At 41.3% G+C, this 17,377-nt stretch carries 16 protein-coding genes; 7 read left to right on the plus strand and 9 right to left on the minus strand.

The window, feature by feature from the left end:
* Nucleotides 1-137 precede the first annotated feature (137 nt).
* From VB118_01070 to rpsT, 3 genes are all read right to left on the minus strand, one after another.
* Nucleotides 138-758, minus strand: coding sequence for an NfeD family protein (locus VB118_01070; protein MEA4831191.1), 621 nt, complete (start codon nucleotides 756-758; stop codon nucleotides 138-140).
* A gap of 30 nt (nucleotides 759-788) precedes the next feature.
* On the minus strand, nucleotides 789-1,361 hold the full coding sequence (locus VB118_01075) for a DUF1836 domain-containing protein (protein MEA4831192.1): 573 nt from the start codon (nucleotides 1,359-1,361) through the stop codon (nucleotides 789-791).
* Between the two features lie 294 nt (nucleotides 1,362-1,655).
* Nucleotides 1,656-1,922 carry a 30S ribosomal protein S20 gene (rpsT, locus tag VB118_01080; protein ID MEA4831193.1) on the minus strand — a complete coding sequence of 89 codons (267 nt, stop codon included), beginning with the start codon at nucleotides 1,920-1,922 and terminating at the stop codon, nucleotides 1,656-1,658.
* Between the two features lie 456 nt (nucleotides 1,923-2,378).
* On the opposite strand from rpsT, the gene gpr reads away from it, so the two are divergent.
* From gpr to VB118_01100, 4 genes are all read left to right on the plus strand, one after another.
* Nucleotides 2,379-3,323 carry a GPR endopeptidase gene (gene gpr / locus VB118_01085; protein MEA4831194.1) on the plus strand — a complete coding sequence of 315 codons (945 nt, stop codon included), beginning with the start codon at nucleotides 2,379-2,381 and terminating at the stop codon, nucleotides 3,321-3,323.
* Between the two features lie 34 nt (nucleotides 3,324-3,357).
* The gene (gene spoIIP / locus VB118_01090) at nucleotides 3,358-4,524 is read left to right on the plus strand and encodes a stage II sporulation protein P (GenBank protein ID MEA4831195.1); all 1,167 of its coding nucleotides are present in this window, start codon (nucleotides 3,358-3,360) and stop codon (nucleotides 4,522-4,524) included.
* Nucleotides 4,525-4,656: 132 nt separating this feature from the next.
* The gene (locus VB118_01095; protein MEA4831196.1) at nucleotides 4,657-7,110 is read left to right on the plus strand and encodes a SpoIIE family protein phosphatase; all 2,454 of its coding nucleotides are present in this window, start codon (nucleotides 4,657-4,659) and stop codon (nucleotides 7,108-7,110) included.
* A 264-nt stretch (nucleotides 7,111-7,374) separates the two neighbouring features.
* Nucleotides 7,375-8,295: an alpha/beta hydrolase gene (locus tag VB118_01100; GenBank protein ID MEA4831197.1), complete on the plus strand. Its 921-nt coding sequence runs from the start codon at nucleotides 7,375-7,377 to the stop codon at nucleotides 8,293-8,295.
* An 82-nt stretch (nucleotides 8,296-8,377) separates the two neighbouring features.
* Here the strand turns inward: VB118_01100 and VB118_01105 are convergent, their stop codons facing one another.
* Together VB118_01105 and VB118_01110 are read right to left on the minus strand one after the other, a co-directional pair.
* Nucleotides 8,378-8,950, minus strand: coding sequence for a flavin reductase family protein (locus tag VB118_01105; protein MEA4831198.1), 573 nt, complete (start codon nucleotides 8,948-8,950; stop codon nucleotides 8,378-8,380).
* Between the two features lie 84 nt (nucleotides 8,951-9,034).
* Nucleotides 9,035-9,427 (minus strand): MmcQ/YjbR family DNA-binding protein, encoded by a 393-nt coding sequence (locus VB118_01110; protein ID MEA4831199.1) that lies wholly within the window; start codon nucleotides 9,425-9,427, stop codon nucleotides 9,035-9,037.
* Between the two features lie 188 nt (nucleotides 9,428-9,615).
* Here VB118_01110 and VB118_01115 point away from each other — a divergent pair, with 188 nt between their 5' ends.
* The 3 genes from VB118_01115 (at nucleotide 9,616) to VB118_01125 (ending at nucleotide 11,597) form a co-directional block, all read left to right on the plus strand.
* The gene (locus VB118_01115; protein MEA4831200.1) at nucleotides 9,616-9,774 is read left to right on the plus strand and encodes a hypothetical protein; all 159 of its coding nucleotides are present in this window, start codon (nucleotides 9,616-9,618) and stop codon (nucleotides 9,772-9,774) included.
* A gap of 97 nt (nucleotides 9,775-9,871) precedes the next feature.
* A complete protein-coding gene (locus VB118_01120; protein ID MEA4831201.1) occupies nucleotides 9,872-10,066 on the plus strand; it encodes a DUF6774 domain-containing protein in 195 nt (64 codons plus the stop codon).
* A 358-nt stretch (nucleotides 10,067-10,424) separates the two neighbouring features.
* Nucleotides 10,425-11,597 carry a hypothetical protein gene (locus VB118_01125; GenBank protein MEA4831202.1) on the plus strand — a complete coding sequence of 391 codons (1,173 nt, stop codon included), beginning with the start codon at nucleotides 10,425-10,427 and terminating at the stop codon, nucleotides 11,595-11,597.
* Nucleotides 11,598-11,661: 64 nt separating this feature from the next.
* Here the strand turns inward: VB118_01125 and VB118_01130 are convergent, their stop codons facing one another.
* The 4 genes from VB118_01130 to VB118_01145 form a co-directional block, all read right to left on the minus strand.
* Nucleotides 11,662-13,002: a leucine-rich repeat domain-containing protein gene (locus VB118_01130; GenBank protein ID MEA4831203.1), complete on the minus strand. Its 1,341-nt coding sequence runs from the start codon at nucleotides 13,000-13,002 to the stop codon at nucleotides 11,662-11,664.
* A 150-nt stretch (nucleotides 13,003-13,152) separates the two neighbouring features.
* Nucleotides 13,153-14,244, minus strand: a complete 1,092-nt coding sequence (locus VB118_01135; protein ID MEA4831204.1) for a leucine-rich repeat domain-containing protein — start codon at nucleotides 14,242-14,244, stop codon at nucleotides 13,153-13,155.
* A gap of 684 nt (nucleotides 14,245-14,928) precedes the next feature.
* Nucleotides 14,929-16,098, minus strand: coding sequence for a clostripain-related cysteine peptidase (locus tag VB118_01140; protein ID MEA4831205.1), 1,170 nt, complete (start codon nucleotides 16,096-16,098; stop codon nucleotides 14,929-14,931).
* A 189-nt stretch (nucleotides 16,099-16,287) separates the two neighbouring features.
* Nucleotides 16,288-17,361, minus strand: a complete 1,074-nt coding sequence (locus VB118_01145; GenBank protein MEA4831206.1) for a VCBS repeat-containing protein — start codon at nucleotides 17,359-17,361, stop codon at nucleotides 16,288-16,290.
* Between the last annotated feature and the right edge of the window lie 16 nt (nucleotides 17,362-17,377).

The raw sequence follows: 17,377 nt of genomic DNA on the forward strand, positions 1-17,377 counted from the left end.
TGTTTTTATTATTAACTCGGTATTTAAATAATTTCTCTCTTATAAAACACGACTTATTTAAATGCCGTTTTAATAACTCGGCATTTAAATATGAGAAAATCCGTTGGGATATAGCCTTTCCCTCTCATAAAATAATACTATTTGTTTGACGTTTTAATAATCCTTTCGACCACGAACATATCGAGTCCGTTCGTCGAGACAACTCTTACCTGTTCTCCCGTTTTTATCGTATCGGGATCTTTTGTCATTGCAGAAACCTCCGAGTATTTTTCTTGAATTATAATATTTACCTTTCCCCGACCTTTTGCACAGCCCGGAATCGGGATATACACCTCTCCGACTTTTCCTATGGCGTTATTCAAGTCGATATTTCCGGAAGACTGCAGCTTTAGCATCAATTTCATTAATACTGCTATCAACATCAAAGCGGCAAAACCGCAAGCCGCCGAAAGCAGCACCGTAAGAACGACCGGCAGGCTCATGCCGTCAAACAGCATACCGCTCCAGCTGCCTACGCAGAAAAACGCCATTATACCTCTGACCGAGAATAATGACAGACCCGCGTCGCCGGTATCTGCACCCGATCCGGGATCAATCACGCCGTCACCGTTAACGTCGATGTCCGCACTTCCATCCGAACCGTCTCCGATTCCGAAAAGTAACAGGATCGTCTGAAGCACGAGAATAACAGTGGATGGTATTGCGATTATCGCATATATACTGGATACATCGGAAAGCGCCTCAAACCATTTAATCATAAAATTCCACTCTCCTTATTGAAGCTTCGGTTATAGTTTTTCATACAGCTCATTACAATAAAGCTGAAGCATTGTTGAATAATAGGAAACGACAATAATTTCAAGCGCTGAGATAAGCCGCCTGCGCGCTCCGGTAACTTTTTCTTCATATTTTTCGGTATATTTTTCTATACAGCCGCGCAGTGTTTCACCCGACGCATCTTCAATCTCCATCATCCTTTCGATTATATCGCATATATAACCGTATAAAACGGATTCCGGAATGATATCATCATCGCAGCAGTTAAGATCCCCATTTATATATTTCAGAAGAAAATCTATTTTTTCAAGTGAAAGTGATTTTCTCATCATGTTTACAATCAATATGCGCGCCACGGTGTCTTTAGAATACTTTTTATTTTTCGGATTCGGAATCCAGCGTCTCTTGACCCAGTTCTGGAGCGTAGAGCCGTCTATTCCCGATATTTCTTTTATCTGAGCCAGCATAATTCCATCAGTAATATAAAATATCTTATCTAAAAATTCGATACCGGTAACATTGCCCATAGATATTTTTTCAAGTACGGTCCCCGGTATTATCGGAGCGTATTTTATTATATTCATATCTGATCCCCCTTTCTTTGTAATGATTGTATCATAAGTTCACTAGATTGTCAATAGCGTTCTTGATAATTTTAAAAATATTTTATTGACTGCATTTCACGGTAAAGCTTTTTCTGATAGAAAGACAACCTAAGCTTATAGAGATCGCCGAAAATATAGCTTACGGTTCTACGCCCGGCGGTAAATACCCGCAGCCGGTCTTTCTCCTAAAAAATTCATAATGTGGACTCACCAAAAAAATCCCCGCAAAACCTTTTAAATGGTTTTACGGGGATTCGGCATGTCACGCATGAATCAAGCTCCTAAAGAATTGAGCTTCTTTGTGAAACGGCTCTTCTTCCTTGCGGCATTGTTCTTGTTCAGGTATCCTTTTGCGACTGCGCGGTCAATAATCTTAACTGCGGATTTGTATGTTTCCATAGCAAGCTCCTGATTGCCGTCGACAAGGGCCTTGTCATATTTCTTTATCGCGGTTTTCATTTCGGATATAAACATATGATTCTGAAGCGTCTTTTTCTCAGTTGTCTTAATGCGTTTTTTTGCAGACTTTATATTTGCCAAACTGCTACACCTCCTTAATACTATTGTTAGTCGTCATTCAATTATATCTTACCATCTTTCGAGATATTTTTCAAGTGTTTTTTTCTTTTTTTATTGATTTTTTCAAAATTTGGGGATAATAAAACAAGCATATAATTTGTTAAGGCGAATATTATTATCGCGGTAATCACAACTTGTATTAAAAACTTTGGTATATAGCTTCATAAAACAACCGCTGTTTTAATACCATTAAAATGATGATAAAACCGACTGTATACTATTACAGAACTTTTTCTCTTTTCAAGAAGCAGCAATTTTAACAAAGAACTTTATAAATAATCCGGAATCCAATACAGGTAAAACTCTTCCTGATTATAGCTATTGTTATTCTAAAATCACATGGCAAACGCATATTTATATTAAGCGGGTTATGACGATCTGTTCGTCCTGGTCCCGCAATAGGAGGATATGAAAATCATGGCAGTAAATTCATCTATCAGAACAGACCTCGCACTAGAAGCGCATGAGCTTGCGTGTGCCGCCTCTGGAGGCAAAAGCCCGGATGGAGTCGAATATCGCGAAGAAACCGACGGGTGTGTTAAGTTGATGTATGTCAAAGTAACAAACGAAAACGGCGAAAAAAGTACCGGTAAAAAGATCGGCGAATATGTTACCGCCGATATTGGACGCCTATGGAAGGATGAAACCGAAACATTCAAGCAAAAAGTTCAATATATTTCAAAAACAATTTCTAAAATGATCTCGGGCGCGGGCGGGGGCAAGTGCGTTCTCGTCGCGGGACTCGGCAACAGAAGCATCACCGCAGATGCGATAGGCCCGCGTTCAATCGACAGCCTGCTTGTCACCCGGCATATCAAAAACACCACTCCTCTGATCTTCGAAAAGCTCGGTCTTTGCGATGTGGCCGCAATTACTCCCGGCGTTCTCGGACAGACAGGCATCGAAAGCGCCGATATTCTAAAAAGCCTGTCCGATAAAATAAAACCGGACATGCTGATAGCCATTGACGCGCTTGCGTCGCGCAGACTGTCACGGCTCGCGACAACCGTACAGTTTGGCACCGACGGAATATCTCCGGGAAGCGGAATCGGCAACAACCGGCAAACCATTTCTTCGGAAACTCTTGGCATACCAGTAATATCGATCGGAGTTCCCACCGTTGTCGACGCGGCCACTCTTGCGGCGGATGCCATCGAAGCGGTAGCCGCAAAATCGGGCGTGGCGCCGGAATATGATTATGAAAAAATCAAAGAGGTTCTGTGCGAAGGCGATTTGAATTTCTTCGTAACTCCAAAGGAAACCGACATAGTCCTAAAAAGTGTTTCCGAGCTGATAGGCTATTCTATAAATCTTGCGCTTAATCCCAATCTGAATTATGAAGAAATGCTCTCGTTGGTATAATCTAATATTTATCGCGAAAGGATTTTAATCGATAATGAACAGCTCAAAACCGTTTTTATCACGCTTTTCTCCATCCAAGGGCACGCTTACCTCCGCCGTAACACTAATAACGGCCGCGGCGCTGACCCTTACATATTTTAAATTTACGGGGATTTCATTAAATTCAATAATTCAGGCTGCGGCATCCTTCGGCACATCATGCTTTTACAAATCCGCCGATAACTCAAGCCTCACGGACATTCCGGATGAAATACCGAAAAGTGCGCTGCCTGGCTTTTCCGGCAGGATGACACCCAATCTTTTTTTCTCGGATGCTGTCAAGGCTGAGAGAGAGATAAACAAATCAAATCAATTGTTTCCGGAGCCGAATCTGCCGCCACATTATGAAATACCGGATAATTATTATCCAGTTATCGCGGCTGATCTCGCATACCGCGGAATGGAACTGATTAATGATACTGATTTTTATATAGATCCGACTAAAATGAACGATTACGAAAACCCCTTTGTCTTTGATCCAAACGAAACCGGACCTATAGTGCTTGTCATACATACGCACGCCACCGAATCATTTTATGAAGATTCACAAATCACCTCTCTGTTCCCTCACGATAAGCTCCTTGTAGGCTATTATAAATCGGGTTCAGCCGCGCCGCGTTCCTCTGATACAGAAAAAAATGTAGTAGCCGTCGGTAAAGTATTTACAGATACTCTCAATTCGCTGGGTGTGGACACGATACAGGATACATATTTACATGATTACAATAATTATGAAGGCGCATATACCTCATCTCAGAATGCCATAAAGGAATATATGAAAAAATATCCTTCAATCAAATATGTAATCGACATACACCGCGATTCACTTATCAGAACAAACGGTGAAAAGCTGAATCCCGTAACAGTCATAAACGGAGAAAACACGGCGCAGGTTATGTGCGTGGTTGGCACGAATCAAAGCGGTTATTATCATCCGAACTGGAAAATGAACCTAAAGCTGGCATTTCATTTCCGTAATGAGCTGAACTCTATTGACGAAAGCATGTGTCGTCCCGTTTATCTTCGCACCGGAAGATTCAATCAGCATCTTTCGCCGGGAAGCATGCTGCTTGAAATCGGCTCCTGCGGATCACGGCTGTCCGAAGCAAAAAACGCCGCGAAACTCGCTGCGTCCGTTTTAGCTGAAATAATTCACGAATAAGCATAATTTTACGCTTTGAAGATACAAAACAACCGCTTTTTTTCAATTCCTCTTCGACATTCTTTTTTACCGATTGATATTAAAATCGACATGTCGTCATTTCAAATGATCGGAAAGGATAAGGTTAAAAGTATGGAAGGTAAAATAAGCCGTCCCGAGTCAAAATCGGGAGCTTCAAAACAAAAACGTAATGAACCTGATATTAAAAACACTGTCAGCGCGTTCCTGTCGGGCTTCGACAGAGGCATGTCTGTCTTTGCCGGCGATATTTATGCAGACATCCGACAATCGGAATCGCATGTAAAAAACGCTTTCAGAACACTGTTTTTCTGCGTGGCGTTGTTTGCCGGCGCTCTGTTGATATCGGCCTGTCCGTTTTTGGGAGAACAATATCCTATAGGGTTGGCAATCATCTGCGCTGTGGGTGTAAGGCACCGTCGCGAAGCGATCGGGATCCGAGGAAACGCGATGGGAGCTGTATTGATTGCCGCGGCTCTGTTTTCGTGTATTTTCATGAAAAGCGGAATCCTGGTTTCGTTTTTTATAAGCACGGCTGTCTTCCTGACACGCCTTGCGTTTACCAAAGGCGCTTTAAACGAGGGCTATGGAGCGCGCGTGGCTATTGCCGCGTCCGGAGCGATATCCCGTGCTCTCATAACCTATATATTCACCGGGTTTGAAGCCGCCGATATCGGGTATGCCGCTCTGTCCGGTCTGAGCGCGGCGGCATTCACATTCCTGCTTTGCGGGTTTCATCCGCGTGAGAACGCAGAAAACCTTCCTGACCGCTCGCTTCATCGTACGGCCGCAATCGGAGCAGTCATTTTTACAGCTGTATTATCGATACGCGGTGTCGATTTTCTCGGATTCAGAATCAGTTTTGTAATTGGCGTCGTGTTGACTCTATGCGCCGCCGGATACAAAAACGCATTCATGGGCGCGTTATGTGGAATTGTCTGCGGAACGGCGGTCGGAATGTCCGGCAGCGCATACATAGCGCCAATGCTCGCAGCCGCGGGCTTTTGCGCCGGATTTCTTTTTCCCGTCGCTAAGATCGGTTCTCTCGTATGTTCGTTCGCAGCCGGGTGTGCTTTTTGTATATTTACGGGAGGATCAAAGGCTCTTCTCTCCTGCGGTGCGGATTTTCTGGCGGGTATTCTTATCTTCTTCTTTATAATGCGTTTTATTCCGATACCCGAGCGCGCCGCAACTCAGAAAATCCGTGAAATTACTACCGGATCTAGCTCCGACACCTTGTCAGAAGGAAAGCTCCGCGAACGGATAAAAGGGATTTCCGACGCTTTTGGCAGCTTGTCGGCAGAATTCACTTCGATCTCGGACAGGCTAAGGGTTCCGCAGATAACGCATGCCACACATATAGTAAGCACTACAACCTCCGGGCTTTGTTCAGGCTGTTCCCTTTCTGGAGTTTGCTGGGGAAAGGAATATACCTCAACTCAGGATGTAGCTCTCAAGCTGGCTAATAAGCTGTCGAATACAGGCTCCGTCTCAGAGGACGATATGCCCGCGTTTTTCAGGGAAAAGTGTATAAAATCGCCCGAATTGATTGCAACAATAAATAAAAAATACGATAAACTGTGCGGAGAATGGCTGAAAAACGACAGAGCACAGCTTCTCGCGGGCGAATATTCCACAGTGTCGCGTTTATTAAAAAGCGCCGCCGACGACTGCGAATCAGACTGTTCACGTAACTTTGGCGCCGAAAAGCTTGCGCGGGCTGCTCTAAACGGGCTCGGAGTGTATTATAAAGCGATATTTGCATATGGTACACGATCTCTTATCGTCGACTGTGCCGGAATAATCCCCTCAAATCTCTCTTCCTCCAGTTCTGAAATAACTGCTTCTTTTGAAAAAAAGCTCGGAGGAATTTTTGGCGAACCGGAATTCATATCAAACGGAACGGCTTCCGTAATGCGTATGAGACGCAAGCGCAGAATGATGCTCGAATGCGCCAAAGTATCTCGAGCAAAGAACGGCGAAGCCATAAACGGAGACACCGCCTCTTTCTTTGAAAATCCCAATGATTATTTTTATACCTGCGTATGCGACGGAATGGGCACCGGGCGCGACGCGGCTCTCACATCACGACTTGCCGCGATATTTATAGAAAAGCTTCTGACTTCCTCGGGAGAAAAGAGCATTACGCTCGAAATGCTCAACGGCTTCCTGCTGGCGAAAAACGATGAATGCTTCACGACCGTCGACTTGTTGGAAATAGACATGCTTTCGGGAGAAGCGTCATTTATCAAAGCCGGTGCCGCACCTTCATATGTGCTGCGTGCCGGGCGTCTGTATAAGATAAATTCCGCCACTCCTCCTGCCGGAATTATTAAACGTATGACAGCGGAGCTTACGAAGCTGGAGCTTTATCCGGGCGATATCGCAGTATTAATGTCAGACGGTATAGAGGATGGAGATATGTATAAGCTGCCTGAGCTGTTAAGCGGTGCATCGCCTGATATTTCGCCCGCCGAGCTGTCAAGATTGATCCTTGATTCCGCGTGTTCTTCCACCGGACGGGGCGACGACATGACGGTCGCGGTTGTAAAGGCCCGCGCGGCGTAAAAGCGTAAAGCTTAAAATTTATCTGTTTATACCGGGATTTATTGCCATACATCCGGCATAAATCCCGGTATTTTATTAGTTCGGCATTTAATAATTGCCGTTTAATATTTTCCAATTAATGTTGACATTTTCTCCGAAAAAGTTATAATCAGAGATAATACAGCGGCAATACTAATATTGCGGTTTTACCTTAGCGGTTTATATAATCGTAATTTCGGCATACAGCAACTCTAAAATTGCAGTTTGGAGAAAGGAAATGCTAAAATGAAGCCGATTATAAATGAATTTACCGTTCCCTCTCCTGACGGAGCCGTAATGCTCAAGGGGCTTTTTTATCCCGCAGTAAATCAAAAAGGACTGCTGGTCATCTGCCACGGAATGCTGGAGCATAAGGAGCGATATGACGAATTCTGTATATATATGTCAGAGCAAGGAATTTCATGCGCCATTTTTGATATGCGCGGCCACGGGGAAAGCGTAAATTCGTCTGATGAATTAGGTTATTATTACAAAGGCGGAATCAAGAGCGTCGTTGAGGATATCCGCGCTGTGCTTATCTATACCCGATCGCTCGCCGGAAATGTACCGGTCACTCTGTTCGGGCACAGCTTCGGCTCGCTTGCGGTAAGATCTTTCGCGAAGAAATACGGAAATACGATCGATGCGCTGATTGTATGCGGCAGTCCTTCTGAAAATCCTGCCGCCGGCGCGGGAATTGCTGTCGCAGAGTTAATGAGCATATTCGGCTCTTTGAAAAATAGAAGCGTTTTAATCGACAATCTTGTATTCGGCAACGCAAGAAAAGCGTTCGCAGCGGACGGGAGGTGCGGATGGCTTTCCTCAAACCGTGAAAGCAACGCCGCTTATGAAGGGGATCCTCTGTGCGGTTTTGTTTTCACGCTTGACGGATTCATTACGCTTTTCAGGCTGATGAAGGATGTCTATAAAACAGAGCCATGTGTGAACCAAGCGCTGCCTGTGCTTTTTATAAGCGGAGCCGGAGATCCCATGAGGATCGGAAACGATGAGTTTTTCGCCGCCGCCGAATCCATGAAAAAATGCGGATACAAAAACGTCCGTGCACATCTTTTCGAAGGAGCAAGACACGAAATACTCAACGAATGTGATGAAATTAAAAAAGCGGTATACTCTGAGATTGCAGATTTTACGAAAAACGTTGGATAAAAAGAAGATTTAATAATATAACAGTCCGCCGGAAGAAAAATTCCTCCGGCGGGTTTTTGTACGGTTGATAATAAATGAGGTATTATAGCTTCTTCCAATTTCCCCAGCTGCCGATAGGGCTTTTATCAACCGAAAAATATCTTGCTGACATTGTAATAACCGGCTCGGCCATTCTTAACCGCTCCTCAAACGAGATGGTTTCATCCGCCAACCGTTCATCGGCGAGTACGTTTTTGATACTGCAAACATAAATTTCACTTTTTCCCTCTTCATCAAGGCGAAGCGTCTTGTCAACAACAAGTTCAAAACTCCATACGCTGTCTTTTGGCACAGGTACATTTAATACCGCGCCGTTTATTGACTCGATTATTTTTGATTTATCAACCTCATAACCGGAATTATTGCCAGAAAAGTCGGCGAACGGCAACAATGATTTTGTTACGACTGATGCCGAAAAAATACCCGTTGCGCGTATCCTGTCGCGTGTAAGTTTATCCTCGCCTATACAAGCGACGAATTTAAATTTATCATCCCAGCAATATGTAGCCCAACAAAAAAGACCATAATTCGGAATATTACCTTCTTTATATGTGCCATATAGAAACAGACACTGCGGGCAGAAAGCATTGGACGCGGGCAAAGAAATTTTTTCCATTTTTTTATTTTACCTCTCTTAAGTGTGGATTATTACAACCCTGTCGTATATAAAACCGATATGCCACCGGTAATATGTTGTAAATCATTGGCACATCTCATTGATTTCTTTCTGAATGTACTTCGGAAATTTGGAAACAACAATGTCATATGCATGGTCAATCATCTGCAAGATTTCTTCGTCCGGCACAGTGCCGTCAAGGTTTACTGTATTGAAATGAGGCTGATGGATGGGAGGGCAATGCCAGCCTCGCACCACAGAGCTGGAATAAACACTTCGGTAAAATTCAGCCGACTCCGGGGTGCAGTTCAATGTAACCTTCGGTTCGCCGTGAAGCATAAACGGCTGTGCGAAAATCCGTCCCTTTTGCTGAGAAGGAGCTTTTACCTTAATGACAGGATAAAGCGGATCAAAGGGATAATCCGTATATGTACATGGCTTTTGCAGACAATATTCTATTATTTCCTGATGTGTCATAGCTTTTAAACCATTTGTTTCTTTCTTCAGTCAGCTGCGGATATAAATCGTTATTCCGTTCAAATCATATCTCTTATCGTTAATTACAAAGACATATTACCATAATCCGTCAGTAAATACAATATAAATACATTTCTTTGTATATGTTTTTTAGTTCAGCGTATAATAAACTCAAAGGAGTGATATTAATGTCTTATGTAAGCCCGGCGCTTCGTGACAGGTTTGAATCGCTTTCCATAGATCTTAAAAATGAAATTCTGTCACGAAATGTAAGACTCGAAACCCTGCAGGATCTTATCGATATTTTGGATAAAATTGCATCCGAAGGAGAAACCGCCGGAAAATAAACGGCGGTTTTTTTATGGGAATATATTGCGTTGCAGGACAAGTAAATTCAATATACATTTTTCTTTTCTATGAATATACTATTTCAGAGGTGAGTTTATGAACTACTGCCAGCTGACTATGGCTGTCACTGCGCTGGCAAATGCGCTTGCGGGTATGTTGAACGAAGATGAAATTTCCGTGCTGGCAGCCTTGTTGACGCAACTGGGCGACACTCTCGCAACAATAAACACCCATAAGGAAATATGCGAGGCAAGGCATGATGATAATGAGGAAAGCATAAAAAAACGATAATGATATTTTCTGATGCTGTCGGAATAAATAAAAGCCCCGGTTTGCTGTCATAAGAAAACGAATTTTTGACAGCAAGCCGGGGATGATTTTATTATGTTTACTATTGCTCCCCCAATTAAACATAGCCTGGGTTATGTGGCGTAGAGTGTGTACTGTGCCTTAATCTTTGATATTATGCCCTCAGTCAGACGGTAATTCCTTCCGTCCTTCAATGAGATATAGACAAAATTAGTCTTTATCGGGACATTTGAGCAATCTCAAAATAATAAAGATTTTACTCTACTGTTTACTTTTGTGTTTTCTCTTTCTCTTTATATATTGAACGCGTTCAAAAATCAAATAATGAGGAGAAATTCTTATGGCAACCTATAACATTAAAAATCTGGGTTCCGGTAAATATCTGAACATCAATGGCAATTATCTTACTTCCCTTACAAATCACCAGGAAGTTACGCAGTGGAGCGGCAGTAACAAGCCAGAGCAAACTTGGGTTATTGACACAATAGATACAAGTAGTACAAGTGTCGGTGTACCCATCAAATCGTATGTAAATCAATCTTTTAGTCTAAACATTTATCGTGCAACAAAAAATTGCGATGTTTATCCTTTAGCTTTAAATGGTGGTGGAGACGGCTTTGTATATTTTGTACCTGTGGCAGGTGTAACAAACGGATATAAGATTATAACAAAATCTGATTTTTCGGCAACAAAACACTACCTCTCTCTTGCAGCCAACAACGCCACAAACGGGACAAATATATGCTGGGCGCCGACTAATGGAACCAACTATCAGGTCTGGGTGCTCGAAACTACAAAATACATGCATGTAAATGCGAATTTGCATTATGTCCGCATTGCACCATCTGAAATCGATATCCGGTACATAAATGCCGCTAAAACGTCTCCAACTGATGGCAGCTATTTTAATGCAGGATTTTTCGGTGATTATTACGGCTGTGGTACCTTACCTGTTGCAAATCTTTTATGTAATTTAAATGAAAGTGTAATCTCAGATGCTAATCAAACTGCTTTGCGGGGTTGGTTATGTACGATATCAGGCAATAAGTTGTATAAGAACAGTTATAACCCGACGGGAGTTTCAACGCCTATTTCTACTTTCTATATAGATTCATCCAACAATGCTTATATTGCGCAAGCAAACAGCGTCCAAACCACATGGAAATGTGCGGTTTCAGGCGCACCGATCATGAAAAATGGTGTAATAACGAGCATTACCGAACTTAATGATGAACACTGGGATCCTAGTTGGAAATATGGAACATGGCATGGTTGTTTAGCTGTAGCTACTTCATCTACCGTAGGCGCATCTGAGTTTTTCTACGTAGCTATGGAAACCACAAGCGATGATTGCAGAACTGGCGAAGCATACAACATTGTAAATAGCTTGAATTTGGGGATCCAGAATGCAATTATTCTTGATGGCGGCACAAGTTTTATTTTCAAATATAATGGCACTACAAGAGAAACTACTGGAGGAACCAGACCAATTAACAATATAATGTACTTCTAAGAAATCAACCGGCGGGGACATTTAGTCCCCGCCGGTTATTTTAAAATGAATTGTATTAGCCGTATCAGTCCGTCTCTAAGGACGGTTCCACATGCCTCACATGCGCAACAGGCGAAAAATCTTCTATAGGGCAGTTTGTTACCGTCAAACTTAGCAGAAGATTTAATCCGCGGAGTACCGATATGTCTGTAATCGGATTGTCGTCAAGACCCAAGCGCTCCATCTTGCTCCAGCTTCCCAGAGGTGTAATATCGCTTATATTGTTGCCGCTAAGTCTTGCGTCGGTAAGATTCACCAATCCGGAAAGCGGTGAAATATCGACAATGTTGTTAGAATTAATGTATAAAAGGACAAGATCAGTTAATCCGGACAATGGTGAAACATCAACTATGTCGTTAGCTGCAATCTCCAACCAGACAAGATTCGTTAATTCGGACAATGGCGAAACATCAACTATGTTGTTGCTGCCCAAGTAAAGCTTAGTAAGATTTTCAAGCGTTGCGAGCGGTGAAATATCAGCTATATCATTTCCAGAAAGCGAAAGGAGGTCAAGCTTGTTTAGTCCGTTTAGCGGTGAAATATCAACTATTTTGTTATTATGCGCTTGAAGTTCAGTAAGATTCATTAGTGCCGCGAGAGGAGAAATATCAACTATTTTGTTATAATAAATGATTAAATCGACAAGACCAGTTAATCCGGACAATGGTGAAACATCATCTATGTTGTTGCTGCTCAAGTCAAGTTCAGTAATATTTTTAAGCGCCGCGAGAGGCGAAATATCAGCTATATCATTTACAGCAAGTGAAAGGTGGTCAAGCTTGTTTAGTCCGGTTAGCGGTGAAATATCAACTATTTTGTTGGAATTAATGTATAAATCGACAAGACCAGTTAATCCAGACAATGGTGAAATATCAGCTATGTCGTTGCCTCCCAAGTTAAGTTCAGTAAGCTTTTTAAGCGCCGCGAGAGGAGAAACATCAACTATGCTGTTGCTGTTCAAGTTAAGTTTAGTAAGCTTTTTAAGCGTCGCGAGAGGCGAAATATCAACTATTTTGTTAGAATGCGCTTGAAGTTCCGTAAGATTTATAAGTGCCTTAAGAAGGGTAATATCCTGAATACCCACACCGGATATATCCAAGCTTGTCACCTTGAGAAAATCCTCTTTAGTAAGATCACCATTTTCCACATTCGCGCTTAACCGTATTGCCGCTTCAATTTCAGGGTAGTCACCGATTGTTCTGATGTCGAAACCGTTTATCAGATAATCATTTACATTTGAATCCCCCGATTCCGTTGCGATTTTATTAATATCGGTTTCGCTGTTTCGATTTTCGTTGAAGGCTACCATACAAACGGAAAAACACAGTAACGCCGCCATTAGCAGTGAAAAAACGATCTTTTTCATAATAAATAAGTCCTCCCTATCAAAAATATCATATATATTATTATCTCGTAACATCTAAATATTTATTGTCGGATACAAATGCTTGATGGTACCACGGTGGTGTGAGAGAACGGGGTGACTTTGGCTGTCAGCTCCTCCTACTCGATTGTATTATTCAGGTATTGTTCCGCCTCGTGTGTATGGTTCCACACGCTCCACATGCGCAACAGGCGAGAAATCTTCTATAGGGCAGCCTCCTAACATCACTTGTAATAGTGTAGTTAAGTTACCAAGTACAGTGATGTCTGTAATCGGATTAGAATTAAGTGTTAAGCGCTCTATATTTTTCCAACTGCGAAGGGGTGTAATATCGCTTATATTGTTACCGCCAAGTCTTGCATCGGTAAGATTCACCAATCCGGAGAGCGGTGAAATATCGACTATGTTGTTAGAATTAATGCATAAAAGGACAAGATCAGTTAATCCAGACAATGGTGAAACATCAACTATGTCGTTAGCCGCAATCAACAACCGGACAAGATCAGTTAATCCGGACAATGGCGAAACATCAACTATGTTGTTGCCGTCCAAGTCAAGTATAGTAAGATTTTCAAGCGTTGCGAGCGGTGAAATATCAGCTATATCATTTACAGCAAGTAAAAGGTGGTCAAGCTTGTTTAGTCCGGTTAGCGGTGAAATATCAACTATGTCGTTAGAATAAATGATTAAATCGACAAGACCAGTTAATCCGGACAATGGTGAAATATCAGCTATGCTGTTGCTGCTCAAGTCAAGTTTAGTAAGCTTTTTAAGCGCCGCGAGAGGAGAAATATCAACTATTTTGTTATAATGCGCTTGAAGTTCCGTAAGATTTATAAGTGCCTTAAGAGGGGTAATATCCTGAATACCCTCACCGGATATATCCAAGCTTGTCACCTTGAGAAAATCCTCTTTAGTAAGCTCACCATTTTCCACATTCGCGCTTAACCGTATTGCCGCTTCAATTTCAGGGTAGTCACCGATTGTTATGATGTCGAAACCGTTTATCAGATAATCATTTACATTTGAATCTCCTGATTCCGTTACGCTTTCATTCGGATCGGTTTCGCTGTTTGAAGAAGGGTCTTTAACATTTGATTCCCCTGATTCCGTTGCGCTTTTATTAGAATCGGTTTCGCTGTTTCGATTTTCGTTGCAGGCGACCATACAAACGGAAAAACACAGTAACGCCGCCATTAGCAGGGAAAAAACGATCTTTTTCATAATAAATAAGTCCTCCAAAAATTATTATCAAAATATCATATGTTGGATATATCCACTTATATAAATGCCATAAGCATGTTCAAGGGTGGAATAAAAAAGTGACGATACTCCTTCTTGTAGCTCTCGGAACAGTGCTTGATAATATTATCACACCCAGTAACACGTTCATCAGAAGTATGATAGTAAGCTACTACATCGCTAATGAAAGTCTGAGTATTCTTGAAAATATAGGAGCGTGTGGAGTGCCGTTCCTAAAGCACTGTATAAAATACCGTACAGTCTCAAAAGCAATGGCAGCACAAATCAATGCTATATTTAATTTGTGCGTCTAAATTGTCTGTTTACGCAATATTGGATATCAATATAAAATGATAAACATAATACATAATATTTAGAGATCATTAGCATTTTATTTCTTATATTTATTTATATCCAGTTTATTTAAATTTTTATTTTAACACCTGCATTTTGTATTATTTATAATTATATTATTAATTATAACCTAAATTTGGATTTTGTCAACTTATTGCCAATTATTTTTTAATTCATGAAATTATTTGCCATCGGGTAACCAGCAATTTATTGCGGTTATATAAAATATATCATATCATCCCGCAAAAAACTCCGACAGCTTTTCTGCTGCCGGAGGTTAATTTGAGTCAAGAATAAAATCCCGTATTTTAATTACATTGTCCATTTTTTATATTCGTAAAGTTCATCCGCCATTCTCGCAATCTGTAATCGATCAAGCTCAGGATTCATTACGGCAATGCTTTCGACAACCTCATGTCTGCTTATTTCCAACGGCAGCATATTTTCATTGTATTTTGTATTTGCTGCAGGTAATTTATCTGAAAATAATTTTGTCCAATTATTATTTTGAGCGAAGCCCAGGCGGTAATAATTCTTCATTAACATTTCATTTCCGGATATATCGGATGTAACTGTTATTAAAGGAAGAGAGCAGTACGGGGCTTTTTTATAGTGAATTATTATAGGCAGCGAAGCTTCGCCAACAGATTTTATTATTTTTTTCTGAATGCGGTTTATATTATTTTCGTCTGTTTCACGTAGACAATTAGCGGACATTTCATTAAACAACCGTTTAATTAACTCCAACTTATTATGATCAACAGAAAAGCCAATCAAATTCATCGGCAAGCTGTTTATAATTGATTTTATAATAATTGAAGTTTCAGCCGCATTGATTGCTTTCATTGAGTCTATTATTATATTATATGGCAATCCTTCAATAGGACCGTATGTTAAATAGGTAATGATATTCTTTACAGCGTTATTTTTATTTCTGCCAAATTCGTAAAGCAATTCTAATGAGTTGGAACAACATGCATCTAATATTAAAATGTCGATTTTATTGCCCGCTTCACCCGCCGCCGCATCTATAGCTTTTACCATTTCAGGAATGCCCATTATATAAGGCATATTACCGCTGTAATCGGTCATCAGACCGACGCAATGATAACTGTGCCCTCCTGTTATCAACATATATCTTTTTGCAGGATAATTAAGTATCCCCCATTTAACAAAGTTATATAGCTGTTTGGGATCCGACATATTAACGTTGCCCATATATTCAAGCAATTCGGATTTGCCTTTATGAATATAATATCGGCGAACGCCTTTTTCGTTATCATTTAAAAAAATAATATCACGTCGAATTAACTTGACAAGCCGCTCATCCGCTGTGCCGATTTGCATCAAAACATTGAAGGCAGAAAAAGAGCCTGTTTTTTCAGCATCAAGCATAGCTTTATGCATTTCAGGCTCAAGATCATTGTTGCCATTTGCGTATATCAGAACTGTCCAATCAGCATAATTTAAGCATGTATCCATTTAAACTTTCCTTTTTTAAGACTTTCTAACGGTGATTATTAAACGGTAATCTTAATAAATTATTATAAGAGAGAAAAGCTCATATACCAAGCTTTTCTCTCTTAAACCTGATTATATAATTACCGGGTTAATATAATGAAATGCCCGCTGTACAAGTTTACAAACAAAAGTAAACATCGTTCTATTTACTTAAACTATGGCTTCTGTTTTAAAATGCATTATGCCTCGCACAGGTGTTTTATTTATCAGTATCGCGGCATTATAGGAATAGAAATTTGTCGTTGCCAAATCCGGTTTCCCGTCTCCATTAAAATCTCCCGGTATAATATCGGAGGGATAATCACCCGTAGCATAATATTGCGCCCATTGAAAAGTACCGTTTCCGTTTCCGAGTATAACAGCGACACGGTTATTTATGGTATTGGTAACCGCCAAATCCACATTGCCGTCATTGTTAAAATCAGCGGTTGTTATACCGGTCGGACCAGTCCCGGCCGGAGTAAAAGTCGGAGGTTGAAATGTGCCGTCACCGATGCCAAGCAGTATTGCAACATTGTTTGATGAATAATTTGTAGCCGCGATGTCCAGGATTCCGTCGCCGTTAAAATCGTTGGCTGCGATATCCATAATATCAGAACCGGCCGGAACTGAAGATGCCGCCATAAAAGTGCCGTCTCCTATTCCGAGCAATATATTTACATTATTATCACCGCATGCCACCGCTAAATCAATTACACCGTCGTTGTTAAAATCAGCCGCTATTATTGCGTCAGCGGGAGCGCTTATCGAATATGGCACCATCGCTTGAAAAGTACCGTTTCCGTTTCCGAGAAATACTCCTACTATATTGTTGCCGATATCTGTTATAGCTAAATCCATATTACCGTCATTGTTAAAGTCGGCAGACACAATATTAATAGGATTAGAGCTTGCGGATATTGCAACAGCAGGTAGAAAAGTGCCGTTACCATTACCGAAGAGGATTGCTATATCACTTCCGTTTGAATCTGTCACAGCTAAATCTATATTGCCATCGTTATTAAAATCCGCAGCGGTGACTGCGGTTGGATTAGCGCCTACAGAATAATTTGCCGTTGGACCGAATGTGCCGTCGCCATTCCCGAATAAAATTGTTACATCATCATTTTGATTGCATGCTATAGCTAAATCCGTATTTCCCGACGTTGTAAAGACGCCGGTCGCTATACCATATGGGCCCTGGTCTGTATTGTAAAACACAGCCGGGTCAAAGGATAAAATCATATATATCTCCTATTTA

The organism is Oscillospiraceae bacterium (genome assembly GCA_034925865.1).
Lineage (GTDB): Bacteria > Bacillota > Clostridia > Oscillospirales > SIG627 > SIG704.

Excerpts from the sequence above, each read along its gene's own strand:
- VB118_01070 (MEA4831191.1), bottom strand. The coding sequence starts at position 758 with ATGATTAAATGGTTTGAGGCGCTTTCCGATGTATCCAGTATATATGCG.
- VB118_01075 (MEA4831192.1), bottom strand. The coding sequence starts at position 1,361 with ATGAATATAATAAAATACGCTCCGATAATACCGGGGACCGTACTTGAA.
- gpr (MEA4831194.1), top strand. The coding sequence starts at position 2,379 with ATGGCAGTAAATTCATCTATCAGAACAGACCTCGCACTAGAAGCGCAT.
- spoIIP (MEA4831195.1), top strand. The coding sequence starts at position 3,358 with ATGAACAGCTCAAAACCGTTTTTATCACGCTTTTCTCCATCCAAGGGC.
- VB118_01095 (MEA4831196.1), top strand. The coding sequence starts at position 4,657 with ATGGAAGGTAAAATAAGCCGTCCCGAGTCAAAATCGGGAGCTTCAAAA.
- VB118_01100 (MEA4831197.1), top strand. The coding sequence starts at position 7,375 with ATGAAGCCGATTATAAATGAATTTACCGTTCCCTCTCCTGACGGAGCC.
- VB118_01105 (MEA4831198.1), bottom strand. The coding sequence starts at position 8,950 with ATGGAAAAAATTTCTTTGCCCGCGTCCAATGCTTTCTGCCCGCAGTGT.
- VB118_01110 (MEA4831199.1), bottom strand. The coding sequence starts at position 9,427 with ATGACACATCAGGAAATAATAGAATATTGTCTGCAAAAGCCATGTACA.
- VB118_01115 (MEA4831200.1), top strand. The coding sequence starts at position 9,616 with ATGTCTTATGTAAGCCCGGCGCTTCGTGACAGGTTTGAATCGCTTTCC.
- VB118_01120 (MEA4831201.1), top strand. The coding sequence starts at position 9,872 with ATGAACTACTGCCAGCTGACTATGGCTGTCACTGCGCTGGCAAATGCG.
- VB118_01125 (MEA4831202.1), top strand. The coding sequence starts at position 10,425 with ATGGCAACCTATAACATTAAAAATCTGGGTTCCGGTAAATATCTGAAC.
- VB118_01130 (MEA4831203.1), bottom strand. The coding sequence starts at position 13,002 with ATGAAAAAGATCGTTTTTTCACTGCTAATGGCGGCGTTACTGTGTTTT.
- VB118_01135 (MEA4831204.1), bottom strand. The coding sequence starts at position 14,244 with ATGAAAAAGATCGTTTTTTCCCTGCTAATGGCGGCGTTACTGTGTTTT.
- VB118_01140 (MEA4831205.1), bottom strand. The coding sequence starts at position 16,098 with ATGGATACATGCTTAAATTATGCTGATTGGACAGTTCTGATATACGCA.
- VB118_01145 (MEA4831206.1), bottom strand. The coding sequence starts at position 17,361 with ATGATTTTATCCTTTGACCCGGCTGTGTTTTACAATACAGACCAGGGC.